This is a genomic window from Streptomyces sp. NBC_00377 (genome assembly GCF_036075115.1).
Lineage (GTDB): Bacteria > Actinomycetota > Actinomycetes > Streptomycetales > Streptomycetaceae > Streptomyces.
Genome location: NZ_CP107958.1, coordinates 874894 through 901596, shown reverse-complemented (window position 1 = coordinate 901596; position 26703 = coordinate 874894). Strand labels below are relative to the sequence as shown.

At 72.2% G+C, this 26703-nt stretch carries 14 protein-coding genes; 10 read left to right on the top strand and 4 right to left on the bottom strand.

Annotation, left to right across the window (positions count from 1 at the left end; all coding sequences use genetic code 11):
- Positions 1-26: 26 nt before the first annotated feature.
- Both OHS71_RS04095 and OHS71_RS04090 read left to right on the top strand, forming a co-directional pair.
- On the top strand, positions 27-1151 hold the full coding sequence (locus OHS71_RS04095; protein WP_328476881.1) for an ATP-binding protein: 1125 nt from the start codon (positions 27-29) through the stop codon (positions 1149-1151).
- On the top strand, positions 1148-3955 hold the full coding sequence (locus OHS71_RS04090) for a hypothetical protein (RefSeq protein ID WP_328476879.1): 2808 nt from the start codon (positions 1148-1150) through the stop codon (positions 3953-3955). The genes OHS71_RS04095 and OHS71_RS04090 overlap by 4 nt, the downstream gene beginning before the upstream one ends.
- Positions 3956-4094: 139 nt before the next feature.
- On the opposite strand, the gene OHS71_RS04085 is transcribed toward OHS71_RS04090, so the two are convergent.
- Positions 4095-9284: a family 43 glycosylhydrolase gene (locus tag OHS71_RS04085; RefSeq protein ID WP_328476877.1), complete on the bottom strand. Its 5190-nt coding sequence runs from the start codon at positions 9282-9284 to the stop codon at positions 4095-4097.
- A 712-nt stretch (positions 9285-9996) separates the two neighbouring features.
- Between OHS71_RS04085 and OHS71_RS04075 the strand changes: the two genes are divergently transcribed.
- Together OHS71_RS04075 and OHS71_RS04070 are read left to right on the top strand one after the other, a co-directional pair.
- Positions 9997-13371: a pyruvate carboxylase gene (locus OHS71_RS04075; protein WP_328484382.1), complete on the top strand. Its 3375-nt coding sequence runs from the start codon at positions 9997-9999 to the stop codon at positions 13369-13371.
- 457 nt (positions 13372-13828) lie between these two features.
- The gene (locus tag OHS71_RS04070; protein ID WP_328476875.1) at positions 13829-14995 is read left to right on the top strand and encodes a M23 family metallopeptidase; all 1167 of its coding nucleotides are present in this window, start codon (positions 13829-13831) and stop codon (positions 14993-14995) included.
- On the opposite strand, the gene OHS71_RS04065 is transcribed toward OHS71_RS04070, so the two are convergent.
- The gene (locus OHS71_RS04065) at positions 14956-15975 is read right to left on the bottom strand and encodes a GNAT family N-acetyltransferase (RefSeq protein ID WP_328476873.1); all 1020 of its coding nucleotides are present in this window, start codon (positions 15973-15975) and stop codon (positions 14956-14958) included. The two genes, OHS71_RS04070 and OHS71_RS04065, sit on opposite strands and share 40 nt — an antisense overlap.
- A gap of 176 nt (positions 15976-16151) precedes the next feature.
- On the opposite strand from OHS71_RS04065, the gene OHS71_RS04060 reads away from it, so the two are divergent.
- The 6 genes from OHS71_RS04060 to OHS71_RS04035 all read left to right on the top strand — a co-directional run bounded on the left by OHS71_RS04060 (position 16152) and on the right by OHS71_RS04035 (position 22514).
- A complete protein-coding gene (locus OHS71_RS04060; protein WP_328476871.1) occupies positions 16152-16874 on the top strand; it encodes an FAD binding domain-containing protein in 723 nt (240 codons plus the stop codon).
- A gap of 168 nt (positions 16875-17042) precedes the next feature.
- The gene (locus tag OHS71_RS04055) at positions 17043-17999 is read left to right on the top strand and encodes an STM4015 family protein (RefSeq protein ID WP_328476869.1); all 957 of its coding nucleotides are present in this window, start codon (positions 17043-17045) and stop codon (positions 17997-17999) included.
- A gap of 11 nt (positions 18000-18010) precedes the next feature.
- Positions 18011-19171: an STM4014 family protein gene (locus tag OHS71_RS04050; RefSeq protein WP_328476867.1), complete on the top strand. Its 1161-nt coding sequence runs from the start codon at positions 18011-18013 to the stop codon at positions 19169-19171.
- Positions 19172-19355: 184 nt separating this feature from the next.
- Positions 19356-20198: an STM4013/SEN3800 family hydrolase gene (locus OHS71_RS04045; RefSeq protein WP_328484381.1), complete on the top strand. Its 843-nt coding sequence runs from the start codon at positions 19356-19358 to the stop codon at positions 20196-20198.
- Complete coding sequence (locus tag OHS71_RS04040; RefSeq protein WP_328476864.1) at positions 20195-21556, top strand: STM4012 family radical SAM protein; 1362 nt, start codon at positions 20195-20197, stop codon at positions 21554-21556. Before OHS71_RS04045 ends, OHS71_RS04040 begins: the two co-directional genes overlap by 4 nt.
- Positions 21557-21566: 10 nt before the next feature.
- On the top strand, positions 21567-22514 hold the full coding sequence (locus OHS71_RS04035) for an STM4011 family radical SAM protein (RefSeq protein ID WP_328476862.1): 948 nt from the start codon (positions 21567-21569) through the stop codon (positions 22512-22514).
- Here the strand turns inward: OHS71_RS04035 and OHS71_RS04030 are convergent.
- On the bottom strand, positions 22495-24522 hold the full coding sequence (locus OHS71_RS04030) for an RICIN domain-containing protein (protein WP_328476860.1): 2028 nt from the start codon (positions 24520-24522) through the stop codon (positions 22495-22497). The two genes, OHS71_RS04035 and OHS71_RS04030, sit on opposite strands and share 20 nt — an antisense overlap.
- Positions 24523-24646: 124 nt before the next feature.
- Positions 24647-26692, bottom strand: coding sequence for a beta-galactosidase (locus OHS71_RS04025; protein WP_328476858.1), 2046 nt, complete (start codon positions 26690-26692; stop codon positions 24647-24649).
- Between the last annotated feature and the right edge of the window lie 11 nt (positions 26693-26703).

Genomic DNA, 26703 nt, shown 5'->3' with positions numbered 1-26703 from the left:
GCCCCCTCCCCTGGAAAGGCCTTCGGATGACCGACCTGCTGCGCGCCCCCGCCGAGCTCAAGTACGCCGAGGAACTCGACTGGCTGGAGTCCGTCGACGACAACCCCAAGCCGTTCTCCTGGCGGCTGTCCCCGAAGATGGTCCGCCTGTTCGTCCTCGGCTCCGAGCGCGCCGACGGCCTCGACCGGGAGATCGCCCCCAAGTGGTTCGGCGACCGCAGCTTCGTCGAGCGCTCCATCGTCACGCTCGCCTCCGACCGCGGCCTGCTCCTCATCGGCGACCCCGGCACCGGCAAGAGCTGGCTGGCCGAGCTGCTGTCCGCCGCGATCTCCCGCAACTCCACGCTGGTCGTGCAGGGCACGGCCGGTACCACCGAGGACCACATCAAGTACTCGTGGAACGTCTCGATGGTCATCGCCAAGGGTCAGTCGCGGGAGTCGATGATCCCCTCCCCGATCATGACCGCGATGGAGACCGGCTCGATCGGCCGCTTCGAGGAACTCACCCGTTCCACCAGCGATGTCCAGGACGCGCTGATCTCGATCCTCTCCGAGAAGTACATCTCCGTCCCGGAACTCGGCAGCGACCGGGACAGCGACAACATCGTGTTCGCCAAGCCCGGTTTCTCGGTGATCGCCACCGCGAACAGCCGCGACCGGGGCGTCAACGACCTCTCCTCGGCCCTCAAGCGCCGCTTCAACTTCGTGCGGATCCCGGTGGTGACGAACAAGAGGAGCGAGGCGGAGATCGTCCGCTTCCGCACCGAGGAACTGCTGCGCCGCCACCGCATCGAGCTGGACGTCCCACCGACCCTGCTGGACGTGCTGCTGCGCAGCTTCGCCGACCTGCGGGCCTCCTCGGCGGCCGCCGGCAGCGACGACGAGAAACTGGAGTCGGCCCTGTCCACGGCGGAGCAGATCGGTGTTCTGGAGGACGCCGTCCTGCACAGCAACTTCTTCGGCGAACGCGCCCTCACCGCCCACACCCTCGCCTCCTCCCTCGTCGGCTCCCTGGCCCGGCGCACACCGGAGGACCTCGCCATCCTCAACAAGTACCTGCACGGTGTCGTCGAACCCCGCAGCAAGGAGGAGGGGGGCTCCTGGCCGGAGTTCCTCGCGGGCGGCCGCGACGCGATCGCGACCCTGTCGTGACCCCGACCCCCGAGGGCGCGTTCACCGCCCTGCGCACCCAGCTCCAGGACGCGGCCGCCGTGTTCGCCGACGGACCGGGAGCCCTGGAGGGCATCCTGCGGGGCATCGTCGACGACGTCGAACGCGCGGTGGCCGAACCCCTGGAGATCTTCCCGGTCTGCCACCATTCACCGGCCTCGGCCATCGCCATGGCACGTCGGCTGCGTGAGAAACAGCCGAAGGTGGTCTATCTCGAACTGTGCGAGGACATGGCTCCTCTCCTCACCGAACTGCGCAACTGCCGTCTGCCGGTGGCCGTGCAGTCCTTCGCGAGCGAGATCGAGGGCTTCCCCGCGGACTGGGCGCCGCTCTCGGTGGTCGCCCCGGTCACCGAGGCCTCCGCCGAGTACCAGGCCATCGCCTACGCACTGGACACCCCGGGAGTCGAACTCGTCCTCGTCGACCGGTCCTCGGACCACGTCTTCCAGTGGGAGACCGGCCCCCGAGGCGACAGCGACGACGCCGGCGATCCCGACGCGCCCGAGACCACCGAGCAGACGGCCCTGCACGGCGACGCCGTCGGCGTGGAGATCGGCGACCTGCGCCCCCGCTTCGCCGAACTGGAGGAGCACCTCCTGCGCCACGGCCGGGTACGGCACTGGTCGGAATGGTGGCACCAGTACGTCGAACTGCCCCTCGGCGACAGCGACCACGACACCTACCGCCAGGTGATGCTGCTCATCGGCAGCCTCTTCAGGCGCCTCGCCCCCGGCCACCCGGGCAAGCTACACGTCGACGAGGACCGCGAGCGGTACATGTGGACCCGGATGCGCGAGCACCTCGCCGCCACCGGCACCGACCCCGCCGACTGCCTCTACGTCTGCGGCGCCTTCCACGCGGCCAGCCGGGTCGCCGAGTTCGGCGTGCACGGCAGCGACACGTTCACCGTCGGCCCGCCGAGCGGCACCACGTGGCGGCACGGCCTGATCCCCTCCAGCCACGGGGCGATCGAGGCGCAGTTCGGACTCGCCGCGGGCTCGGTGTCCATCGCCGCCACGGAATGGGCGAAGAACGTCAGACGCACCGGCGTCCGCCCGTTCCGCCTGGACGGCCAGGCGGGCACCAAGAAGCGCGCGAAGCCGAAGAGACCCCTCACCACCACCGTCCCCGCGCCGCCTGTCCCGCCGGCCGACCGGCTGACGGGATTCCTCGGACGGCCGCCCGCCCTCGACGCCCTGGACAAGGCCGAACTGCTCGGCTGGTCCGTAGAGATCGTGCGCGCCGCCCGTCGTCACGGCTACCTGGCCTCCACCGCCGACGCCATCGCCGTCTTCGAGACGTCGATCCTGCTGGCCGGCCTGCGCGACCGCGCCAGGCCGACGCCGTACGACTTCCAGGACGCAGCCGTCACCTGCATCGAGAAGGACGCCGTACCGGGCCGGCGGGACGTGGGCCGGCTGGTCGAGATCATGATGGGCGGCGACCGCGTCGGCCAGGTCGGCTACGACGCGCTGCCGCCGCTGGCCCGCGACGTGCACGACCGGCTCGCACCGCTGGAGCTGAGACTCCAGCAGCGCGGAGTGCAGCGCGCGCTGCTGGACATCGCCTCGCGTCCGGAACTCGCGCCCTGCTCCGACCTGCTGTGGATGCTGCGCCGGCTGCTGCCCCCGGGTGCGGCCCGGCCCGTCATGGGCGAACGCCGCCTCGGCGAGCGCTCCCTCCAGGAGTCCTGGGACCTGGCCCTGGGCACCCACCAGCGCGCCCTCATCGAACTCGGTTACGAGGGCGTCAGCATCGAGCAGGTCCTCGAACAGCGGCTGCGGCGCGCCGCGTACGCGCCGCAGGCCACGGCGGCCCAGGTCCTGGAGGCCGTCGAGGACGCCCTGCTCCACCTGCGCAGCCGCCGTCTCGCCGACGAGCTCGGCACCCGGGCGCTGGAGGTGCTGGCGAGCGAGCGCAGCGTCGACGGCGCGCCGGAGGTGCTGCGCCGGGTACGCCGGCTGCTGGCCCACTACCGCACGTCCGAGCCGGTGCTCCCGCCGTGGATCGAGTCCTTCGTCAAGACCGGCTACGCGCACTACTGCACGCTGCTGCCGACGGCGTTCACCGACGACGACGCGACCGTCCGCCAGGTCGCGGCGATGCTGGGTTTCCTGTTCGGCATGGAGGCCCTGGCCCTGTCCCTGGGCTGCGACCGCACCCAGCTCGAACTCGCCCTCGCCCAGTCCCACCCGGCCGATCCCGCCCGCACCGCACTGCTCTGGGCGGCCCAGACCCACCTGGGCGCCCTGCCGAGGACGGCCCTGCGGGCGCGCTGCGCCGAACTGCTGGCGAACCCGCTGGTGGTGCCCGCCTACCCCCGCTACCTCAGCGGGTTCGTGCACGCCCTGGAGCCGGTCCCCGGCCTGGCCGACTTCGTCGTCGAGGCCGTGTCGAACGCGTTCGCCCGGCTTCCGGACGAGGTGCTGCTGCCCTGGCTGCCGACCCTGATCACCACCCTGCGGGCCGGCGGCGCCGAGTCGGCCCCGCTGCTGATCCGTGAGGCCGGCCGGGTCTTCCCCGCCCGGCTCGCCGAACTGGACGGCTGGGTGCCACCGTGGCTTCTTCCGCAGGAACCGCCGCGCGCGCCCGTGGGACCGGCGGCGGTCACCGCAGGCGGCCTGCCGCTGCTGGCCGCGCACCCCGGGACCTGCGACGCGCTCGCCGGTCTGCTGGGCTGCGACGGGACGTGGGCGACGGACGCCGCCGCCCCGGCCGGAGCCGCCCTGCTCTCCCGGCACCCCGCGACGGCGACGGCCCTGGAGACCCTGCTGAGCGGCGGCTGACCGCGCGTGCCGCCCACCGGACCGGGAGGGCGGCGGTCGTCCGGAGGACGAACGGGCCCCCTGCATGCGCAGGGGGCCCGTTCGTCCGAGCGGTCGGCCGGCGCCGGGACCGGACGGACGGCCCGGCGGCGGAGACGTCCTACCGGCGGTGGACGCCGACGGTGATGACGCCGTTGACCTTCGCCGCGGCGCCGCTGCTGTAGACCACCTCCCCGCCGGACTTCTTCCAGACCTTGACGAGGTACGTGTCCGGGTTGTCGGTCGTCGTGACGCGGAAGGCGTAGCCGCTCTTGCCGTTGACCGTGCCCGAGCCCTGGAGGACGGCCGTGTTGCCGGTGACGACGAGCCAGTCGAGGCCGGTGGAACGGAGCGCCAGGCGGGCGGGCCTGAAGTCGAAGGCGACCTGGCCGGCGGGGGCGGCGGCGCCCGGCAGATAGCCGGCCGCGATCGAGAAGGACGCCCGGCCCTTCAGCCTGGGTCCGAACGGGGCGGTGATGCTGCCCGCGCCGACCACCGGTCCGGCGGCACGGTCGTACACGATCAGCTCGGGGAGCGTCGTGCCGACCGAGGCGCCGTCGTCGTCGGTGACGGTGATCACCGGACGGCGGATGCCCGCCGAGGTGTAGGTGTGCTCGGCCCGGCAGCCGGACGCGGTGACCGTGCCGCCCGCCGGTCTGCCGCCGTCCTTCCAGTCGACCACGCAGGTGTGGCTGTCCCCGGCGCCCGGGTCGGTGAACCGGACGGTGACGGCCGTAGCGCGGCCGGTGGGCACAGGCCCGGCCGGGCCGGTGGCCGACGTGATGGCCGGGGCCGCGTTGGTCACCGTCACCACGGCCGTGTCGGTGCTGCGGCCGCCGGTCAGGGTGACGGTGTAGGCGCCGTTGTCGGTGCAGGTGACCGTGGTCCGGCCGGCGGCCGGGTCCGCGATCTTGCAGGGCGCGCCCTTCTCCAGGGTCCACCGCGCGCCGCCCGCTCCGGAGACCGTGCCGGCGATCGTGATCGCGGCGCCCTCGACGCCCTTGGCGTCCGGACCGGAGTGCACGATGGTGACCGGGTCGATGCTCGTGAGGGTGGGCACGACCTTCTTGATCAGGCCGTCGGCGTCGAACTCCATCTTGTCGACGGTGGTCTCGCGATGGGTGCCGTCACCGCCGGGGATCGCGAAGCGGTGGTAGGCGATGTACCAGTCGTCGGTGCCCGGCACCTGGACGACCGAGTGGTGGCCGGTGCCCTTGATGCCCAGGGACAGGTCCTTCTCCAGGATCACGCCCCGCTTGGTCCACGGGCCGGTGGGCGAGGGGCCGGTGGCGTAGGCGACGCGGTAGTTCTCGTCCCGGGTGTCGTTCTCCGACCACATGAAGTAGTAGGTGCCCTTGCGCTTCACGACGAAGCTGCCCTCGTTGTAACCGCTCGGGGTGATGTCGGTGATCTTCGAGGCGTCGAAGGACACCATGTCGGCGCCGAGCGGGACGACGTAGGCGTGGCCGTTGCCCCAGTAGAGGTACGACTGGCCGTCGTCGTCCGTGAAGACCGCCGGGTCGATCATCTGGCCGCTGTACTGGCCCGCCTTGAGCAGCGGCTTGTCCAGGGCGTCCTTGAAGGGTCCGGTGGGCGAGTCGGAGACGGCGACGCCGATGCTGGCGTCGGCGCAGAAGTAGAAGTAGTACTTGCCGTTCTTCTCGGCGATCGTCGGCGCCCAGGCCCTGCTGTCCGCCCAGCTCACGTCCGGACCCAGGTCGAGGATGACGCCGTGGTCCGTCCAGTGCACCAGGTCGGTCGAGGAGTACGCCTTGAACTGCGTACCGCTCCACCCGTCGAAGCCGTCGGTGGTCGGGTACATGTAGAAGGTGTCGCCGAAGCGCACGATGTTCGGGTCGGCGTTGAGACCCGGCAGCACCGGGCTCCTCATGACCAGCGCCGACACCGTCCAGGTGCGCTTCTTTCCGTCCGAGCCGGTCACCTGGTACGTCACCGGCCGGGTGAAGTCGTGGACGCTGCCGGAGGCGGGGCTGATCGCCGCACCGTGGGCGAGGGTGAACTCCGGTGCCAGCGCGGTGAGATCGGTGCCTTCCTTGAGCGGCAGCGTGATCCTGCCGGCCGCGTTGTCGAGCAGGGCGTCGACCTTGAGGGCGGGATGCGTCGCCTTGGCGATGCCCGCGGTGTTGCCGCTGAGTTCCATGACCTCCGCCGCCGACAGGGCCCGGCCGTAGATGCGGAAGTCGTCGACCTCGCCGCCGAAGTACGGGTCGGCCGAGTACAGCGACCTGCCGATGTAGCCGCTGTAGTCCTTGGCGGCGTCGTACAGCTCGGAGGGCTTGACGGTGACGCCGGTGGCGCGGGCAGCCTCCACGCCGTCGACGTAGAGGACCATCGTGCCGGTGGCGCCGTCGAGGGTGACCGTGACGTGCCGCCACTCGCCGGGCGTCAGCTGCGAGCCGGCCGTCAGCTTCGACTCCGCCGACCAACTCGCCTTGGTGATGGCCGAGTACAGGCTGGAGCCGCCGTTGGAGGGGGTCGCGAACAGGTACTTGTTGCTGTCCGGGCCGAGCCCGAACAGCCATTGGAAGCCTGCGCCGCCCTTCCACTTGGCGTACGTGGAGACGGTGACGCTGTCGGCGCCCTTCAGCACACCGTTCGGGATCTTGACGTACGGGGAGGTGGCGGAGTCGCCGGACATCTTGAACGAGCCGCCGTCCACGCCGGTACCGAACTCGGGCGTACGGACGTAGGTGCCGTGGTTGCCGTGGCCGCTGGAGTCACGGGCGATGCTGCCGGACGTCTCGTCGAAGTCGTAGTGCAGGAGCAGGTCGGCGGGCACGTCGGGGCCCTCCGCGGAGACCGTGACCTCGGCGCGGACGGGGAGCGCGGCGCCGTCGGGGAGGCTGCCCGTCACGGTGAAGGTGCCGGCCTGGGCGTAGGCCGACGCCGGGACCGCGTCCCAGGTGACCGCCACCGGGCGGCGGACGCCGTCGGCGTACGTGGCGATGACGGTGGCCGGCAGGACCGGGGCGTCACCGACGCGGGTCTTCACCGCGGTGTTTTCGACGCTCTCGACCAGCTGGTCCGGCTGGTAGGCGCGCAGCAGCCGGTCGTACTCGGCCTGGGTGACCGGAAGGACGGTGCCGTGGCGGGGCCTGGCCGGCAGGTCGTAGCCGGTGGACGGCGTCCAGACGCCGGAGGCGAGGTCCGTCGTCTCGAAGGGGAGGTAGCCGCGGCCGCCGAACTCGTCGAGGAAGGCGTACCACTTCTCCTCGGTGTTGGACTTGAACACCAGCGGTCCCTCCGCCGCGTTCATCGCGCCCTTGCCGATGCCCTCGGCGACGGCGTCCCAGGAGAGGTTCAGCAGCGAGTTGCTCTTCTCCTCGAAGATGAACTTGCTGTTGGGGGTGGAGGAGGTGTTGTTGCGTTCGTCCTTCGACAGCCGGAAGTACGTGCCGTCGTGCTGGATCACCGTGGAGTCGATGACCGAGTAGCCGCGGTCGATCCAGACCTTGGGCTCGCTGAACGTGTAGAAGTCGCGGGTCGTGGCGTACATCATCCGGTTGTAGGTGTCGCCGGAGTGCGAGGCGTTGTCGTACAGCTTCGACGCCCAGAAGACCACGTACGCGCCGAGGTCGCTGTCGTAGTAGGCCTCCGGCGCCCAGGTGTTGCCCGCGCTGTCCGGGGAGACCTTGACCAGGCGCTGGTCCGTCCAGTGGACGAGGTCGGTGGACTCCCAGATCATGATGGACTTGCTGCCGGTGCGCTGGGAGGCGTCCCAGTCGCCGTTGCCGTAGATCCTGAGGTCGGTGGCGATCTGGTAGAACTTGTCGCCCTCGCGAGAGCGGATGATGAACGGGTCGCGCAGGCCCTTCTCGCCGAGGGTCGAGGTCAGGACGGGCTTCGCGTCGTTCAGCTCCCGCCACTTCAGCGGGTCGTTGCCCTTGCTGAGCGCGGCGTAGAGCTGCTCGCCGTCGGACGTGCCCTCGCCGGTGAAGTAGCTGAACATGTAGCCCTTGAGGGCTTCCTTCGCGGGGAGTTCGGGGACCTTCGCGGTGAACACGCGGGTCGCCTTCGCCGCGCCCTTGGTGACGGTCGCGGTCAGCTCGACGGTGGTGGTGCCGGCGCCGTGCGCGGGACGGTGGACCACGCCCTCGGCCGTGACCACGTCCTCCCGGGCGGAGGCCCAGGTGACGCCGGTGCCGTAGGAACCCGTCGCGGGGAGGCTGAGGTTGCCTCGCGCGTCGTCGAGGTTGTGGACCGTGAGGGCGTCGGCGGCCCGGTGCGCGGCGGTCGCGTCGTCGAACGCGGCGAGGACCGTGACGTCGAACGACTTGGTGGCCGTGACCGTCCCCTTCCTGAGGGTCGCCGTGAGGGTGGCGTGGCCGTCCGGCTCACCCGCGGTGGGACGGGTCACCTTGCCCGCGTCCGACACCAGGGCGGTGTTGTCGCTGGACCAGCTGATGGAGGCGCCGCCGGCCGCGCCGGTCTTCGGCAGGTCCAGGTCGGCGATGACGGCGTCCGTGTCGCCGAGGTCCAGGGCGGCCTTGTCGTCGGCCACGCCCTGGGCGGCCACCGGGAGGGCGAGCTGCTCCACGTCGGAGGCGGCCAGCGCGTGGTCGTACACGCGGAAGTCGCGGATGTCGCCCTTGAAGAGTTTGTCGCCGGAGTACACGGACTTGCCGATGTAGTTGGCGGTGGTGATGCCGGAGCCGATGGCGCCGGGGGTGATGGTGACCGAGGTGTTGCGGGCGACCTCGACGCCGTCCTCGTACAGCACAGCGGTGGTGCCGGACTGTGTGTAGGTGAGGTGCTTCCACACCGCGCGGGTCAGGTTGTGGGAGTCGGCGGGCTTGGTGGTCTGTTCCGTCGACCAGTTGCCGGTGGCGATCGAGGTGCGCAGGGAGTTGCCCGTGGTGAACAGGTAGCCGTTGCCGTTGCTGCCGCTGGAGTTGCCGAATCCGTAGAGGAAGTACGGCGTGGACTGGGCGGCGTCGATGCGCACGTCCATGGCGACGCTGATCGCGTCCATGCCCTTCATCACGTCGTTCGGCACCTTGATGTAGGTGTCGGAGCCGTTGAAGGCGAGGCCCTGGCCGGTGGACGACCAGCCGGCGGCGCCGGTCACCGTGCCGTCGCGGCCGTGACCGGAGGCGTCGGTCACCGTGGTGCCGGACGTGGCGTCGAGCTTGTACCAGAGGGCCAGACCGTCGGTGAGGTCGGCGGCCTCGTCGGCCTGGACGGGAGTCGCGGCCCCTGTCAGGCCCATGAGCAGACAGGCGGCGGTCAGTGCGGCCAGTTGCCCCACCCCGCGTCTTGCACGGCCGCGGAGTCGATGTCTGTGGGTCATGGGGGCAACCGCCGTTTCAACCGTGTGACGTGATGTTGCGAGAGTGTCAAACGGTGTACATGGCCGCGTCAATACTTCTCGAACAATGTCCGGCGGGTCGAACGAGTGGAGGGGGGTCGGCAACGCCTTGTGCCCAGTGCCGGGTTGACGGCTCCAGCCACGTGAGAGGGCCCGCCACCAGTGCGGGCGCGACCACGAAGAGGGCCCCGGGGCCGGCCTCGTCGGCGGCCGCGGCCGCCGACGAGGCCGCACGGCTGCCGGCGGGCCGGAGCCGGAGTCGAGGATCCGGCGGACGGCGGTCCTACGGCTGAGGCTGTCGCTCGGGCGGTTCGGGGCGAGGACGGGACTCGAACGCGGCGGGCAGCCCCGTGCCCGGTCAGTACGCCGCCGAAGAGGTCGCCGGCTTCGGAGGCGACGGGATCCACGGCCGTCGCTCCCTCGAAGGCACGGTCCTCGGCGGCTGTCCGTTCTCCGGCCGCCGGGCGGGACGGGCGGCCGCCGCGGCGACGGCGACCCGACCTGGGACGCGATCCGACCCTCGCACCCCGGAGGCCTCCTGACCGCCCGTCGGACGCCACCTGACCGGGCGTCGCACACCGTCGGACACGCTCCGATCGAGCGAGACATGGGCCGAGTGGCCCGACTCACATGGCCAACCCGGTCACGCACCGACACCATGGTCCTCGTCACCGCCAGGCTGAAGGGGTCCCGGATGTTCCGCAAGGTGCTGGTCGCCAACCGTGGTGAGATCGCGATCCGTGCGTTCCGCGCCGGCTATGAGCTGGGCGCGCGCACGGTCGCGGTCTTCCCGCACGAGGACCGCAACTCACTCCACCGGCAGAAGGCCGACGAGGCCTACGAGATCGGCGAGCAGGGGCACCCCGTGCGCGCCTACCTCTCCGTCGAGGAGATCGTCGGCGCCGCGCGCCGGGCGGGCGCCGATGCCGTCTACCCGGGCTACGGGTTCCTCTCCGAGAACCCCGAACTCGCGCGGGCCTGCGAGGAGGCGGGCATCACGTTCGTCGGCCCCGACGCGCGCACGCTCGAACTGACCGGCAACAAGGCGAGCGCCGTGGCCGCGGCCCGCGCGGCGGGCGTACCCGTGCTCGGCTCGTCCGCGCCCTCCAACGACATCGACGAACTCGTCCGGGCCGCCGAGGAGATTGGCTTCCCCCTGTTCGTCAAGGCCGTCGCCGGCGGCGGCGGACGGGGCATGCGCCGCGTCGAGGACCCGGCCGTGCTGCGCGAGTCCATCGAGGCGGCGTCCCGGGAGGCCGCGTCCGCCTTCGGCGACCCCACCGTCTTCCTGGAGAAGGCCGTCGTCGACCCGCGCCACATCGAGGTGCAGATCCTCGCCGACGGCGAGGGCAACGTCATCCATCTCTTCGAGCGCGACTGCTCGGTCCAGCGCCGTCACCAGAAGGTGATCGAGCTGGCCCCCGCGCCCAACCTCGCCCCCGAGCTGCGCGACCGCATCTGCGCCGACGCGGTCCGCTTCGCCCGGCAGATCGGCTACCGCAACGCCGGCACCGTCGAGTTCCTGCTCGACCCCGCGGGCAACCACGTCTTCATCGAGATGAACCCCCGCATCCAGGTCGAGCACACGGTGACCGAGGAGGTCACCGACGTCGACCTCGTCCAGGCCCAGCTGCGCATCGCCGGCGGCGAGACCCTGGCCGACCTCGGCCTGTCCCAGGAGACCGTCACCCTGCACGGCGCCGCCCTCCAGTGCCGGATCACCACCGAGGACCCCGCCAACGGCTTCCGCCCCGACACCGGCCGCATCAGCGCCTACCGCTCGCCCGGCGGCTCCGGCATCCGCCTCGACGGCGGTACCACCCACGCGGGTACGGAGATCAGCGCGCACTTCGACTCGATGCTGGTCAAACTGACGTGTCGGGGCCGGGACTTCGAGACCGCGATCAAGCGGGCCCGGCGTGCCGTGGCCGAGTTCCGCATCCGGGGCGTGTCCACCAACATCCCCTTCCTCCAGGCCGTCCTGGACGACCCGGACTTCCAGGGCGGACGCGTCACGACGTCGTTCATCGAACAGCGCCCGCACCTGCTCACCGCGCGCTCCTCCGCCGACCGCGGCACCAAGCTGCTGACCTACCTCGCCGACGTCACCGTCAACAAGCCGCACGGTGAGCGGCCCGAGGTGATCGACCCGGTCACCAAGCTGCCGCCGGTGCCCGACGCCGAGCCGCCCGCCGGCTCCCGCCAGCGCCTGGTCCACCTCGGGCCCGAGGGCTTCGCCCGCGCGCTGCGCGAGTCGCCGACCATCGGCGTCACCGACACCACCTTCCGCGACGCCCACCAGTCCCTGCTGGCCACCCGCGTCCGCACCAAGGACCTCCTCGCCTCCGCCCCGCTGGTCGCCCGGACCCTGCCCCAGCTGCTGTCGCTGGAGTGCTGGGGCGGCGCGACCTACGACGTCGCCCTGCGCTTCCTCGCCGAGGACCCGTGGGAGCGGCTGGCGGCCCTGCGCGAGGCGGTGCCCAACATCTGCCTCCAGATGCTGCTGCGCGGCCGCAACACGGTGGGCTACACCCCGTACCCGACCGAGGTGACCGACGCCTTCGTGCAGGAGGCGGCCGCCACCGGCATCGACATCTTCCGCATCTTCGACGCCCTCAACGACGTCGGCCAGATGCGCCCCGCCATCGACGCGGTACGGGAGACGGGCACGGCGATCGCCGAGGTCGCCCTCTGCTACACCTCCGACCTGTCCGACCCGTCGGAGCGGCTGTACACCCTCGACTACTACCTCCGCCTGGCCGAACAGATCGTCGACGCAGGCGCCCACGTCCTGGCCGTCAAGGACATGGCGGGCCTGCTGCGCGCCCCGGCCGCCGCGAAGCTCGTGGCGGCGCTGCGCCGTGAGTTCGACCTGCCGGTGCACCTGCACACCCACGACACCGCGGGCGGTCAGCTCGCCACCTACCTGGCCGCGATCCAGGCCGGCGCGGACGCCGTCGACGGCGCCGTCGCCTCCATGGCGGGGACGACCTCGCAGCCCTCGCTGTCGGCGATCGTCGCCGCGACGGACCACTCCGAGCGGCCCACCGGCCTCGACCTCCAGGCCGTCGGCGACCTGGAGCCGTACTGGGAGGGCGTCCGCAGGATCTACGCCCCCTTCGAGGCGGGCCTGGCCTCTCCGACCGGACGGGTCTACCACCACGAGATCCCCGGCGGACAGCTCTCCAACCTGCGCACCCAGGCCGTCGCGCTCGGCCTCGGCGACCGCTTCGAGGACATCGAGGCGATGTACGCCGCCGCCGACCGCATCCTCGGCCATCTGGTGAAGGTCACCCCGTCGTCCAAGGTGGTCGGCGACCTCGCGCTGCACCTGGTCGGCGCCGGAGTCGACCCGAAGGAGTTCGAGGCGACGCCCGACCGGTACGACATCCCGGACTCCGTCATCGGCTTCCTGCGCGGCGAACTCGGCACCCCACCCGGCGGCTGGCCCGAGCCGTTCCGCAGCAAGGCGCTGCGCGGCCGCACCGAGGCCAAGCCCGTCCAGGAACTGAGCACCGAGGACCGCGAGGGCCTGGAGAAGGCCCGCCGCAGCACTCTCAACCGGCTGCTGTTCCCCGGTCCGACCCGCGACTTCGAGGCTCACCGCCAGGCCTACGGCGACACCAGCGTGCTCGACAGCAAGGACTTCTTCTACGGTCTGCGCCCGAGCAAGGAGTACGCCGTCGACCTCGAGCCGGGCGTACGGCTGCTGATCGAGCTCCAGGCCATCGGCGAGGCCGACGAGCGCGGCCTGCGCACGGTGATGTCCTCTCTGAACGGCCAGCTGCGGCCCATCCAGGTCCGGGACAAGGCGGCGGCCTCCGACGTGCCGGTGACCGAGAAGGCCGACCGCGCCAACCCCGGCCATGTCGCAGCGCCGTTCGCGGGCGTGGTCACGCTTGCGGTGGCGGAAGGCGACCAGGTGGAGGCCGGCACGACGATCGCCACCATCGAGGCGATGAAGATGGAGGCCACGATCACGGCCCCGAAGGCCGGTACGGTGTCGCGGCTCGCCATCAACCGGATCCAGCAGGTGGAGGGCGGCGACCTGCTGGCCGAGGTGGGCTGAGCCGGGGCGCCGTCGTCGGCGCCCCGGCCGCCGCCCGGGCGCGGCGCGGTGCGGCGCGACGAGCGGGGCGGCGGCGAAGGCCGCGGTCACCTCCCCCTGGACGTCGGGTCCGCAGCCTGCGCTTCCCTTGACGGGCGGGGGGCGGACGGACTGATGGACGGACGGACTGACGGGGCGGGCGGACGGGCTGCCCGCCCAGGTGACGTGGTCCGCCGCCATCGGCGGGCGCCTCCATGGGCGGGTGCTTCCGTGGGCGGACGGCGGCCGCCGCCCGCCCCGGACCGTGCACCGTACGTTCCACCGGCCTCGTCGGGAGTCCTCGGGCGGGCGTTGCCCCCGCGGGCAACAGGTCTGCCCTCGCGTCCGGTGACGCGGGACGGGTCACCCGCTAACGTCCGCCCGTGAGCAACTGCACTTTTCCGGAACGGCCGTTGACCGGTCGTCAGGAGCGCGCCGCGTGAGCGACGAGCAAGCCGTCGAGACCCCTCCGCACGAGACCGCCCTCGCACCGGAGCCCGTCACTCCGCAAGCCGCCGCCCCGGGGGTCAACACTCCCCACGCACAGGCACAGGCGTCGCCTGCCGCACGCCCCCGGCGGCGCGGCCCGGGCGCCTTCACCCTCCTGGTCCTCCCCGGCCTGGTCACCCTGTCCGCAGTCGCCGGATTCCTCGCCCTGACCGGGGGGCTCCCCGACGACTGGAGCACGCAGGGAAGCGCACCACAGGGCGCCGCGGGCGGCGTCGACGCGACCTACGGCCCCTGGCTGCGCAAGTCCGCCGACGCCTGTACGGTCGTCACCCCGTCCGTCCTCGCCGCGCAGATCGACCAGCTCACCGGCTGGAGCAACGACAGCGCCACCACCTCCCAAGCGCGGGGCATCGCCGCCTTCACCGACGCGGGGTGGAAGGCCTGGGGCAAGGACGACGACGGCAACGGACGTGCCTCGCCCACGGATCCGGCCGACGCCATCATGGCGCTCGGCCGCCAGGACTGCTCCCTGGCCCGCGAGGTCACCGGCCTCAGAACCGACGGCACCGTCAACGGGGACCTGGTCGATCTCACCCTCGCCGCCTACGCGGTCGGCACGGACGCCGTGACGAAGGCGGGAGCCGTGCCCGCCGCGGCGCAGACCTACCTGACCGAGGTCAAGGCCCTGTTCGGCAAGTACGAGGCCTTCGACCGGGAGGACCCGCCCACCGGAAGTGTCCTGGCCGACGCGATCCTGGCCCCGCCCGTCACCACCCTTACCGTCACCTCGCCGTACGGATCGCGCCAGCACCCGCTGACCGGGGTCACCAAGCTCCACACCGGCGTGGATTTCGGCGCGCCCCAGGGCGCCCAGGTCTTCGCCGCCCGGGCGGGCACGGTCGTCTTCGCGGCCATGACCACGGCCTACGGCAACCGTGTCGTCGTCGACCACGGCACGATCGAGGGCAAACGGCTCCAGACGACGTACAGCCACCTGTCCGCCATCGACGTCACCACGGGCCGGGCGGTGCAGACGGGGACCCCGCTGGGACGGGTGGGCTCCACCGGCCTGTCCACCGGCCCTCACCTGCACTTCGAGGTGATCTACGACGGCTACTACGCCGACCCGATGCCCTGGCTGGCGTCCACGGGCTGACCGCCGGCCCCCGGGGCGCCAGAGGGACCGGGCATCCGGCGCTGCCCGCGCGGCCGGCGCAGGACCGTCTCCCAGGTGTCCACGGCGTAGTGCAGGACCAGGCCGTGACGTGCGTACAGCCGCGGCGCGCCGGTCGGGTTCGAGGTGTCCACACCGAGCCCCACGGTGTCCCGGCCCCGGGCGGCGAAGGCCGCGAAGGCGTGCCGCAGCAGCAGCCCGGCCAGTCCGCGCCCGCGGGCCTCGCCGAGCACGCCGATGCTGCGGATCCACCCCATCGCCTCACGGTCGTCGCGGGCCATCAGGAACCCGGCGTCCCCGGACTCGTCCGTGCCGGCGATCCACACCAGGGACCAGTCGAGCCCCGCCGCGTCCACGTCGTGCGACCACTGCGCGTAGCCGCGCGGCTGGAAGTCGAAGTGCTCGGCGAAGGACGCCTGGTAGAGCTCATGGACGCGGACCCGGTCCGCCTCGCCGGCACAGGACCGCAGCCACACGCCCGCGGGCGGCGTCGGCGGCATGTCCCCGGCCCCGTCCAGGGGCCGGCGCAGTACGTGGTAGCGCCGCACGACGGACCAGCCGCGGAGCCGGAGCAGCGAGGTGTCGAGGGTGGGCTCCGCGTTGAGATGCAGATGCACCACGGCCCGCTCGGCGCCGTTCCCCAGCGCCTTCTCCAGTGCCCGGGCCTCCATCGCCGCCAGGACCAGCCGCCCCGCCTCCTGCCGGTCCGGCAGGACGTAGTGGTCGACGTCCACGCGTTCGCCGCCGGACTCGTCCCACACGAGCCCGTAGCCGACCAGCCGGTCCCCGTCGAAGGCGAGCCAGGAGTCCCGCTCCAGATCGGTGCCGGGACGCCCCAGGTCGGCCTCGACGGTGTGCAGATCCGTCTCGGGCCGGCCGATCTCGATGACGTCGATCTCGTTGAGGAGACCGGTGACGGCCGGCGCGTCGGCGAAGGACGCGGGACGCAGGAGAAAGCGCATGGCGCCAGGGTCCGGGGGAGGGCGGCCGGCCGCAACGCAATTTCACGTGGTGCGAGGTGCAGCCATGAGCCCTGTATGCGCCCCCGTACGCCTGGGCAGAATCCGTTCTGGCATTGATCATGCGGGCGGCGTGGAACGGTACTCGCCCGACTTCCCGGGAAGGCAGGTCGGTTGTCGTGCAGTTGCGTCTTCCCTCCTCGATATCCGAAGCACAGCGGTGCCTGGCCGAAGGAGCGGTACCGGTGGGAGGCGCCACGCTCGTCTGGGCCGGCTGGCAGCGGGACGGCTTCCCCGAGCAGGCCGTGTCGCTGCGCAACGTGCCGGAGGCCGGCACGGTCGGCCCCGGGGAACTGGGCGGTGCCGTGCTGCTGAACCGCGTCGACGCGACCGTGCCCGAGGTGCTGCACCGGGCGGCCTCCGGTGTCGGCACGGGCGCGGTGCGCCGGGCCGCCACGGTCGGCGGCAACATCGTGGGCAGCACCCTGCGCTGTCTGCTTCCCGCGGCCCTCGTCCTCGACGCCCGGGCCACGGTCCTGGAACCCGACAGCGTCTACGACACCGATCTGAGCGAACTGCTGGCGAAGCGTCACGTACTGCTCGCCCTGAGCTGGCGCACCCCCCTCGTCAGCGCCTACCGCAAGCTGGACGGCGAGGCGGGCGGCCCGCCGCCCCTTGTCATCGCCGCCGCGCTGCACGCCGCCGACGACGGTCCCGGTGACCTGCGGGTGGCCGTGCGCGACGGCTACGAGGTGTTCAGCGAGCGCACGCCGTACGACCCGGACCCCGAGCAGGTGCTGCACGCCTTGGCCGGCACGGATCTGGGCGCCCTCCCCGCCGCCGCCCGGGACGTGGTCCGCGTCCAGGTCACCGACGTACTGGCCCGCGCCGCCGACCGCTGAGGCCCGGCCGCGCGACTCCCTCGCATCGCGGTCCGCGACGACGCCCCTGCACCGGGGCACGCACCGATGCCCCCGAACCGGGGCCCCGCCGAGGTGCGTTGTCGGTGCCTGTTGGTAGAACTGCGGACACATCACGGACCGCGCACTTTTTCTCCCGGGAGCAGCCGCATGACCATCGGTGACCACCTCGACGTGTTGTTCGGGCTGCCCGCGTACACCTTCCCGGGCGCCGAGCACAAGCCGCGCCCGGTGGAGCCGGAAGCCGTCGCCTGGCGCGTCACCGTCGACGTCTACGACGCCGACGAGGACTGGACGAAGGCGTTCGCCCGCTTCTGCTCCGCCGTCGACACCACCCGCGTCAGGGCCCTGATCGTCGGCGCCTGGCAGGAGGCGTACGACACGGACCCCTCGGACGTCGTGGCGGCGCTCGTGGCCGCCCGGGACCGGTTCCCGGCGCTGCGGGCGGTGTTCCTCGGCGACATGGTGGGGGAGGAGTGCGAGATCTCCTGGATCAACCAGACCGACGTCACCCCGCTGCTCGCCGCGTTCCCCGCTCTGGAGGAACTCGGCGTGCGCGGCGGATCCGGGCTGCGTTTCCCCGCTGTGAGCCACGGAGCGCTGCGCAGGCTGGTGATCGAGACGGGCGGGTTGCCCGCGGAGGTCGTGCGCGGGGTCGGCGGCAGCGACCTGCCCGCGCTGGTCCACCTCGACCTCTGGCTCGGCACCCCCGAGTACGGAGGTGACACCGAGGCCGCCGACCTGGAGCCCATCCTGTCCGGGGCCCGGCTGCCGAGCCTGCGCCACCTCGCCCTGCGCAACAGCGAGATCCAGGACGCGGTGGCCGCCGCGGTGGCCACCGCGCCGGTGCTGGAGCGTCTGGAGGTGCTGGACCTCTCCATGGGCGTGCTGACCGACGAGGGCGTGGCCGCCCTGCTCGCCGGCCGGCCGCTCACCCACCTCCGGAAGCTGGACCTGCACCACCACTACCTGAGCGAGGCCGCGCAGGAGCGTGTCCGGCGGAGCGTGGAGACCGCGGGCGTCGAGGTGGACCTCGACCGTGACGACGCGGAGGAGGAGGCGGAGGACGACGGCACGGTGTGGCGTTACGTCGCCGTGGGGGAGTGAGTACGCCACCCATGGGTCACCGTCTCTCCTCCCCCGACGCGTTCCGCCCGCGGCAGGCGTCCGAGCCGCGCCTCGCGGTGGTCGGCAACCCGGAGAACCGCCGGATCGCCCTCTTCGAGGACGCGGTACGCCGGGCCGGTCTGCCGGCCCCGCGGGTCGTCCCGTGGGCGGAGGTGCTGCGCGACGGGGGCGCCGATTTCACGGCCGAGGAGATCGTCCGGCTGGATTCACCGGGTGAGGACCCCGAGGTCGACCGGCTGCTGCGGGGCGCCGGCGACCCCACCCGGGTCGAGGGCTCGGGCCGCTGGTACGCGGGCTTCGTCGCCGCGGTACGCAGCCTGCGCGGCGGCGTCCGGCTGGACGACCCGGACGAACTCGCCGTGCTGTTCGACAAGCGGCTCTGCCACGCCGTCCTCGACGGGGCGGGTGTCCCGGTGCCCGCCTCACCCACCTCGGGCGCGCGCGGCGTGCCGGTGCGCGGCTGGGACGACGTCCGCGCGGTGATGCGCGAGCACCGGATGCCCCGGCTGTTCGTGAAGCCCGCGCACGGGTCGTCCGCCTCGGGTGTCCTCGCCGTCGAGTCGGGAGGCGGCGGCCGGATCCGGGCCACCACCTCCGTGGAACTCGCCGCGGACGGCGGTCTGTACAACTCCCTCCGGGTGCGCCGCTACGAACGCGAGCAGCAGATCGCGGCCATCGTCGACGCGCTCGCCCCGGACGGGCTGCACCTCGAGCGGTGGCTGCCGAAGGCGTCCCAGGAGGGCCGGGCCGCCGACCTCAGGGTCGTCGTCGTGGCCGGTCGCGCCACCCATGCGGTGGTCCGCACCAGCCGTTCCCCCCTGACCAACCTCCATCTCGGCGGACGCAGGGGCGACCTGGCCGCGGTACGGGAGGCCGTCGAGGCGGCGGGCGCCGGCTGGGCCGACGTGCTGGGCGCGTGCGAGCGGGCCGCGGCCTGCTTCCCCCGCACCCTGTGCGTCGGCGTCGACCTGCTGCCGGCCGTCGGCTGGCGCAGGGTCGCCGTGGGAGAGGTCAACGCCTTCGGCGACCTGCTGCCCCGGCTCACGGGACTGCCCGGAGGCGGCGCGGAGGGCCTCGACACCTACGCGGCCCAGGTGGCCGCCGCCCTGGCTGACGTCGCCCGGCACAGAACAGGAACAGCGCATGCCTGAGCCCGACACGAACGACGTGCCCCACGCGAGGGACGTGCCCGTCACCCACCAGGTACCCCACGCGGCCACGCCCGTCCCGAACCACGTACCCCGCGCGAAGGAAGCGCTCGTCACGAACGACGGGCCGCAGACGAACGAAGTGCCCACCGTGAACGAAGTGCACGACATGAACGAAGTGCACGACATGAACGAGGTGGTCGGCAGCCACGACCTCCTGCTCGTCACCCTCGACACACTCCGCCACGACGTCGCCGCCGAGCTGGCGGCGGCCGGCCGCATCCCCCACCTGGCCCGGCACCTCCCCGGCGGCCGCTGGGAGAAGCGGCACGCACCGGGAAGCTTCACCTACGCCTCCCACCAGGCGATCTTCGCCGGGTTCCTGCCGACGCCGGCCGCCCCCGGACCGCACCCGCGCCTGTTCGCGGCGAGCTTCGCGGGCAGCGAGACCACCGCCGGCGGCACCTACGTCTACGACACCCCCGACCTCGTCTCGGGCCTGGCCGAGGACGGCTACCACACGGCGTGCATCGGAGGCGTGGGCTTCTTCAACAAGCAGGGCCCGCTGGGCTCCGTGCTGCCCGGCCTGTTCCACGAGTCCCACTGGGAGCCGGAGTTCGGCGTCACCTCACCCGAGTCCTTCGAGAACCAGATCGCCCGCGCCGAGGACATCGTGCGCCGACTCCCGCACGGGCAGCGGCTGTTCCTCTTCGTCAACGTGTCCGCCCTGCACCAGCCGAACTGGTTCCATCTGCCGGGCGCGACCCGCGAGGCAGGCGACAGCCGGGAGACGCACGCCGCCGCGCTGGAGTACGTGGACCGGCACATCGGGCGGCTGTTCGCCGCGATGAGCAGCAGACGGCGCTGTTTCGCGATCGTCTGCTCCGACCACGGCACCGCCTACGGCGACGACGGCTACACCGGCCACCGCATCGGCCACGAGTGCGTGTGGACCGTGCCGTACGCCCACTTCTTCCTCGATCCCGCACCCCGTGATCCCGCGACCCGTCCGGCGGAGGCCGTCCGATGACCACCGCCGAGCCGGCCACCCGCACCAGCCCCTACCAGCACTACGTCTACGCCTACCCCCACAAGACGGCCTACCGCCGGCTGCCCGACCGCCCGCCCCTGAAGGCCCTCTGGGCGGCCGAGCCCAAGGAGGCGCTCTCGCTCTACCTGCACATCCCGTTCTGCGAGGTCCGCTGCGGCTTCTGCAACCTCTTCACCCGCATCGGCGCCCCCGACGGCCTGACCGGCGCCTACCTGGACGCCCTGGAACGGCAGGCGACCACCGTGCGGGATGCGCTGGGGTCGGACGACGTCCGGTTCGCGACGGCCGCGTTCGGCGGCGGCACCCCCACCTTCCTCACCGCCGCCGAACTGGACCGCCTCTGCGACATCGCCGAGCACCGCATGGGCGCGGACCTGCGCGCGGTACCGCTGTCGGTGGAGGCCTCGCCCGCCACGGCCACCGCCGACCGGCTCGCCGTCCTGGCCGGCCGGGGCACCACCCGGCTGAGTCTGGGTGTCCAGAGCTTCGTCGACTCCGAGGCCCGGGCCGCCGTGCGCCCGCAGCGCCGCGCCGACGTCGAGGCGGCCCTCGCCCGCATCCGCGACACCGCGCTCCCGGTCCTCAACATCGACCTCATCTACGGCATCGACGGCCAGACCGAGCGGACCTGGCGGCACTCCCTGGACGCGGCCCTGGCCTGGCGGCCCGAGGAGCTCTACCTCTACCCGCTCTACGTCCGTCCCCTCACCGGCCTCGGCCGCCGCGGCCCCGGCCCGGGGCCCGACGCGGTCGGCGACCCGGCCTGGGACGAGCAGCGGCTGCGGCTGTACCGCACGGGCCGCGACCACCTCCTCGCACACGGCTACACCCAGCAGTCGATGCGCATGTTCCGCCGCACCGACGCCCCGCCGCAGGGCTCGGACGACTACGCCTGCCAGACCGACGGCATGATCGGCCTCGGCTGCGGCGCCCGCTCCTACACGGCCGGCCTGCACTACTCCTTCGACTACGCCGTCGACATGCACCAGATCCGGGGCATCATCGACGACTACGTCGCCACCGACGCGTCCGGCTTCGCCCACGCCGAGGTGGGCCACGTCATGCGGGCCGAGGAGGCGCGCCGACGCCACCTCCTGCAATCGCTCCTCCAGGCCGAGGGCCTGCGGCTCGACGACTACCGGGCCCGCTTCGACGGCGCGCCCGCCGACGACTTCGGTCCCGAACTCGAACGCTTCGCCGACCGCGGCTGGCTGACCGACGCCGACCCTGCGGCCCTGCGGCTCACCCCCGAGGGCCTCGCCCACTCCGACGCCATCGGCCCCGAGCTGTTCTCCCCGGCCGTGCGGGCCGCCATGGCCGCCTACGAGCGGAAGTGAGGCGGCGGCCATGGATCTGACGCTGCTCTACCGCGGTCCGCTCGCCTCCTGCGACTACGACTGCCCCTACTGCCCGTTCGCCAAGCGGCGCGACAGCGGGGCGCAACTGCGCGCCGACCGGGCCGCGCTCGAACGCTTCACACGGTGGGCCGCGTCCCGGACCGACGACAGCCTCTCGCTGCTGTTCACCCCCTGGGGCGAGGGCCTGGTCCGTTCCTGGTACCGGCGCGCCCTCGCCGACCTGTCCCGCCTCCCGCACATCCGCCGCGTCGCCATCCAGACCAACCTCAGCTGCCGCACCGACTGGCTCGCCGAGGCCGACCCGCGAACCCTGGCCCTGTGGTGCACGTTCCACCCCGGCCAGACCCCCTACGACCGCTTCCTCGCAAAGTGCCGCGAACTGTCGGACCGTGGCGTCCGCTTCAGCGTCGGCGTCGTCGGCCTGCCCGAGCACCTCGACGCGGCCCGCCGGCTGCGCGTGGACCTGCCCCCGCACGTCTACCTGTGGATCAACGCCGCCGAGGGGTACACCTACGAGGACGCCGAAGCCGACCGGTGGACCGCCGTCGACCCGCTCTTCCCGTACAGCCGGCACCCGCACACCAGCGCGGGCCTGCCCTGCCGCACCGGCGAGTCCGTGATCTCGGTCGACGGCGAGGGCACCGTGCGCCGCTGCCACTTCGTCCGCGCCGAACTGGGCAACCTCTACGACGGCTCGTACCGCGACGCCCTGCGCCCACGCCCCTGCCCGCTCGCCGTCTGCGACTGCCACATCGGCTACGTCCACCTCGAGACGCTGCCGCTGTACGACGTCTTCGCGGGCGGGGTCCTGGAACGCATCCCGGCACCCGCGCCCGCATCCGCTCCAGCCCTCGCACAGCACCCCGCCCGCATCGCGACGATCGCGATGCGGGCGGGGGCAGCGGAGCAGCAGGGCCTCACGGAGTCACGTCCGTGACCCTCCAGCGCTGGTTGGAGCCGGAGTTGGCCTGCCAGGTGGTGACGGCCGCGCCTTCGTTCGTGGCCTGGCCGCCGACCTCGAGGAGCCGTCCGGTGGCCACGTTGACCAGGGTCCACGTGCCGTCACCGGTGGTCGACAGGATCCACTCGGTGGCGGGGTCACGCACACCGGTGTCGGGCTCGACCACCGGGACGTTGTCGCGGACGGCGAGGCGCTTGCCCTCGGCCGGGTTGGCGAGGACGTAACGCTGCCGGTTGCCGGTCTCGCCGTACCGGGCGTCCAGCTGCCACCGCTGCGCGACGGTGCCGTTGGCGGAACCGATCGCCAGGTTGGAGCCGTTGGCCTTGACGGTGACGGCCTTCCCGCTCTGCACGCCGGTCAGCGTGTAGGAGTGGCCGGCGGTGAACGGACCCGCGTTCTCCGCGACGCCCGAGACACCCTTGATGGCGAAGGAGGTCACGGACTGGGCGGGGACGGTGTAGGTGGCCTTGCCGTCGACGACCCTGAAGGAAGCCTGCTGCTGAAGCTTGCCGTCGGCGCTCGTCACGGTCGGCGTGACCCTCGCGTTGTCCTTGATCGTGCCGAACTTCGACAGGTCGATGGTGACCGTGCGGGGCGCGGTGGTGGAGTTGACGTGGACCAGCGAGGCGCCCTTGCCGTTCTTCGTCACGGCGGCGGCACTCGACGTGTCGTCCACCTTGATCAGCTGGTCGCCGGGCTGGATGAAGTGCGTGAAGTTACGCGCCGTGTCGAACTTGGTGTTCGTGAAGATCGGGCACGACTGGAGGGTGTCCGCCGCGGTGCAGCTGAACGGGAGCTGGATGGAGCCCCAGTTGCCGCCCTTGGCGGACTCGCCGCCCGGCTTCATGTTGCCGTAGTCCTCGACCGGCTGCCAGAACACCCAGGCCTTGGGCTCCAGTTCACGCAGGTCGTTCACCATCTGCTGGGCGAGGCCGAGGCCCGGACGCATGTCCGTGAAGCTCTGCCCGTCACCCCAGTCGCCCTCGACCTCGCTCATCCACAGCGGCTTGTCGGCCGCCTTGGCGAGGTCGCGCACGGTCGTGCGCTGCCCGGTGCCGTAGGTGTGGACGTTCATCTGCCCGACGGCGTCCTTGGACGCCTGCGAGTACGAGTTCCAGTTCGTCGCGAAGATGGACGGGTTGGTCTCGTCCATCGCCGAGATGTCCGCCTTGACCTTCGCCTTCGTCAGCGCGGAGGGAAGCGCGGCGAGCACCTTCTGCTGGAGCGCGGGCCCGATGTGGGCGCCCTCCTGGCGACCGCCCGTGGGCTGTCCGTCCGCACCCAGACGTGTGCCCCAGTAGCCGGTGTTGGGCTCGTTGAACGGGTCGATCGTGTCGACCTTGATGTGCTCGGACTTCTCGAGCCGCTTGGTCGCGCCCGCGAGGTACGCGGCGAAGTCGTCGACCGAGTCCGTCTTCAGCTGGTCGGCGTTGGCGTCGAAGCCGCCGGAGACGTAGCCGCTGACGGTCATGAACCACGGCGGCGAGTTGCTGAACGTCTCCCAGTGGTCGATGTCCTTCTTGATGCGCTCCACCCACCACCGCTGATTGGCGTCGGCGTCCTCGTTCCAGTCCGCCTCGTCGTCGGCGCTCCACCAGTCGGTGTCGGTACGGGTGGTGCCCGCGGGCGCCTTCCACCAGCCCTCGACCGCGCCGCCCGCCCGCAGATAGTCCTTGACGTCCGGGGCGTTGCCGCCGCCTATGTTGTAGCGGGCGATGTTCAGCGCGAGACCGTCGTCACCGAACAGCAGGTCCGCGAGCTTCTCGCGGACGGCCGGCGGGTAGTCGCCGGTCGCGTTGGCGAACCAGACCAGACTGGTGCCCCAGCCCTCGAACTCGTCGTGGGCGTACGACGGGTCCGGCGTCACGGTGACGGCGGCATCGGCGTGCGCCTGCACGGGGACGCTGAGCAGCGCGGCCCCGGTGGCCAGGGCGGTGAGTGCGGCGGCCCCGAGGGTCCGTCTGCTGCGGGTACGGCGTGCCATGTGTGCTCCCAACTGCGGTGCGGTCGCTGTGGTGGGCCCCCTCCTGCCGCGCGGGCAGGAGGGGATGGCCCCCGGTACGGGCGCGTGCCGTGCCGAGGAGTCGTGGGGGTGGGAACGGGCGAGGTCAGCCGGCGGGCTGTCGCAGCACGGCGACCTCCCGCGGCCCGAGGACGAGGCCGCCCTGCGCGCCGCCGGTGCCGATCAGCACCTCGCCGTCGAGTCCGGTCACCGGCACCGTGCCGTCGGTCCGGTTGACCAGGAACAGGAAACGGCCTTCGGCGCCGCGCCGGACGGTCAGTTCGACCGATCCCCGGACGTCCGAGGGGAGTTCACTGCTGACCCCGGCCGGGTCCAGCAGCCGGGGCAGCAGCGAGCGGAGCCCGTCGACGCCCAGCCGGGTGGAGACATAGGAGGCCGAACCGCCTCCGGTCGGGCGCCGGGTGACGGCGGGGCGTCCGGCGTGCACACCGGTGCGGTAGTGCGCCAGCACCTCGGTGTCTCCGTCGGTGACGGTGATCCGGTCGGTCCACAGGCTGCCCGAGGTGGCGTCGTCCAGTTCCACGGACTCCCCGGCGAGCAGCGGACCGAACTCCTCGATGCGGATGCCGAGCAGTTCCCGCAGGGCGCCCGGGTAGCCGCCGAGCCAGATGTGGTCGTTCTCGTCGACGACCCCGGAGAAGTACGTGGTGACGAGGTGGCCGCCCTGCTCGGCGTAGCGCGTGAGCTCCTTCGCGAGCTCGGCCGGCACGACGTGCAGCACGGGCGCGATGAGCACCTGGTGCCGGGAGAGGTCGGCGCGGGTGGTGACGAGGTCGGCGCGGACGCCGAGGGCGAGCAGCGCCGAGTACCAGTCGAGCGCCTCCTGCCGGTAGTCCAGCAGGGCGGTGGGGTGCGAGTCCTGCTCGCTGGCCCACCACGAGTCCCAGTCGTAGAGGATGCCGACGGCGGCCGTCTCCCGCTCGGAACCGGCCACCGGGGCAAGGGCCTTGAGGGTGGCGCCGAGGTCGGCCACCGCGCGGAACAGGTCGCTGTCCTCTCCGGCGTGCGGGACCATCGCCGAGTGGTACTTCTCGGCGCCGGCCGCCGACTGCCGCCACTGGAAGAAGCACACCGCGTCGGCGCCGTGCGCCACATGCAGCAGCGAGTCGCGGGCCAGGTCCCCGGGCCGCTTCGCCACGTTGACGGGCTGCCAGTTGACGGCGCTGGTGGAGTGCTCCATCAGGAACCAGGGCCGGCCGCTCGCGATGCCGCTGACGAGGTTCGCGGAGAAGGACAGCTCGTCGCGGTCCTGCGGGCCGGGGTGGACGTAGTGGTCGTTGGAGACGAAGTCGATCTCGTCGGCCCAGTCCGGGTAGTTCATGCCCTTGGTGCCGCCCATCACCATGAAGTTGGTGGTGACCGGTATCCCGGGCGTGATCTCCCGCAGGATCTCCCGTTCCGCGACGAGATGGTCCTTCAGCGCGTCCGAGGAGAACCGCTTGAAGTCGAGCTGCTGGGTGGGGTTGGGGTGCGAGGCGGCCAGCCGCGGCGGCAGGATCTGCTCCCAGTCGCTGTAGCGCTGCGACCAGAACGCCGTCCCCCAGGCGTGGTTCAGGGCGTCGAGCGATCCGTAGCGGGCGCGCAGCCACACCCGGAAGGCGCGGGCCGCGTCGTCGGAGAAGTCGTAGACGTTGTGGCAGCCGAGCTCGTTGGAGACGTGCCAGGCGACCAGGGCCGGATGGTCCTTGTACCGGTCGGCGATCTCCCGGACCAGACGCAGGGCGTGCTCGCGGAAGACGGGCGAGGTGGGCCGCCAGTGCTGGCGGGCGCCCGGCCAGAGCGTCTCGCCGTTCGCCGTGACCGGCAGGATCTCCGGGTGGGCGGTGGTGAGCCAGGGCGGCGGGGACGCGGTGGCGGTGGCCAGGTCGACGCCGATCCCGCCCGCGTGGAGCAGGTCCATGACCTCGTCGAGCCAGCCGAAGTCCCAGGTGTCCGGGCCCGGCTGGATACGGGCCCAGGAGAAGATCCCCACGGAGACGACGGTGACACCGGCCTCCCGCATCAGCCGGACGTCCTCCTCCCACACGTCCCGGGGCCACTGCTCGGGGTTGTAGTCGGCGCCGTACGCCAGACGCGGGGCGGGGTCACCGTCCGCCCCGCGCAGCATGCGGGACTGGAGGGTGGAGATCATGGCGGTCCTTC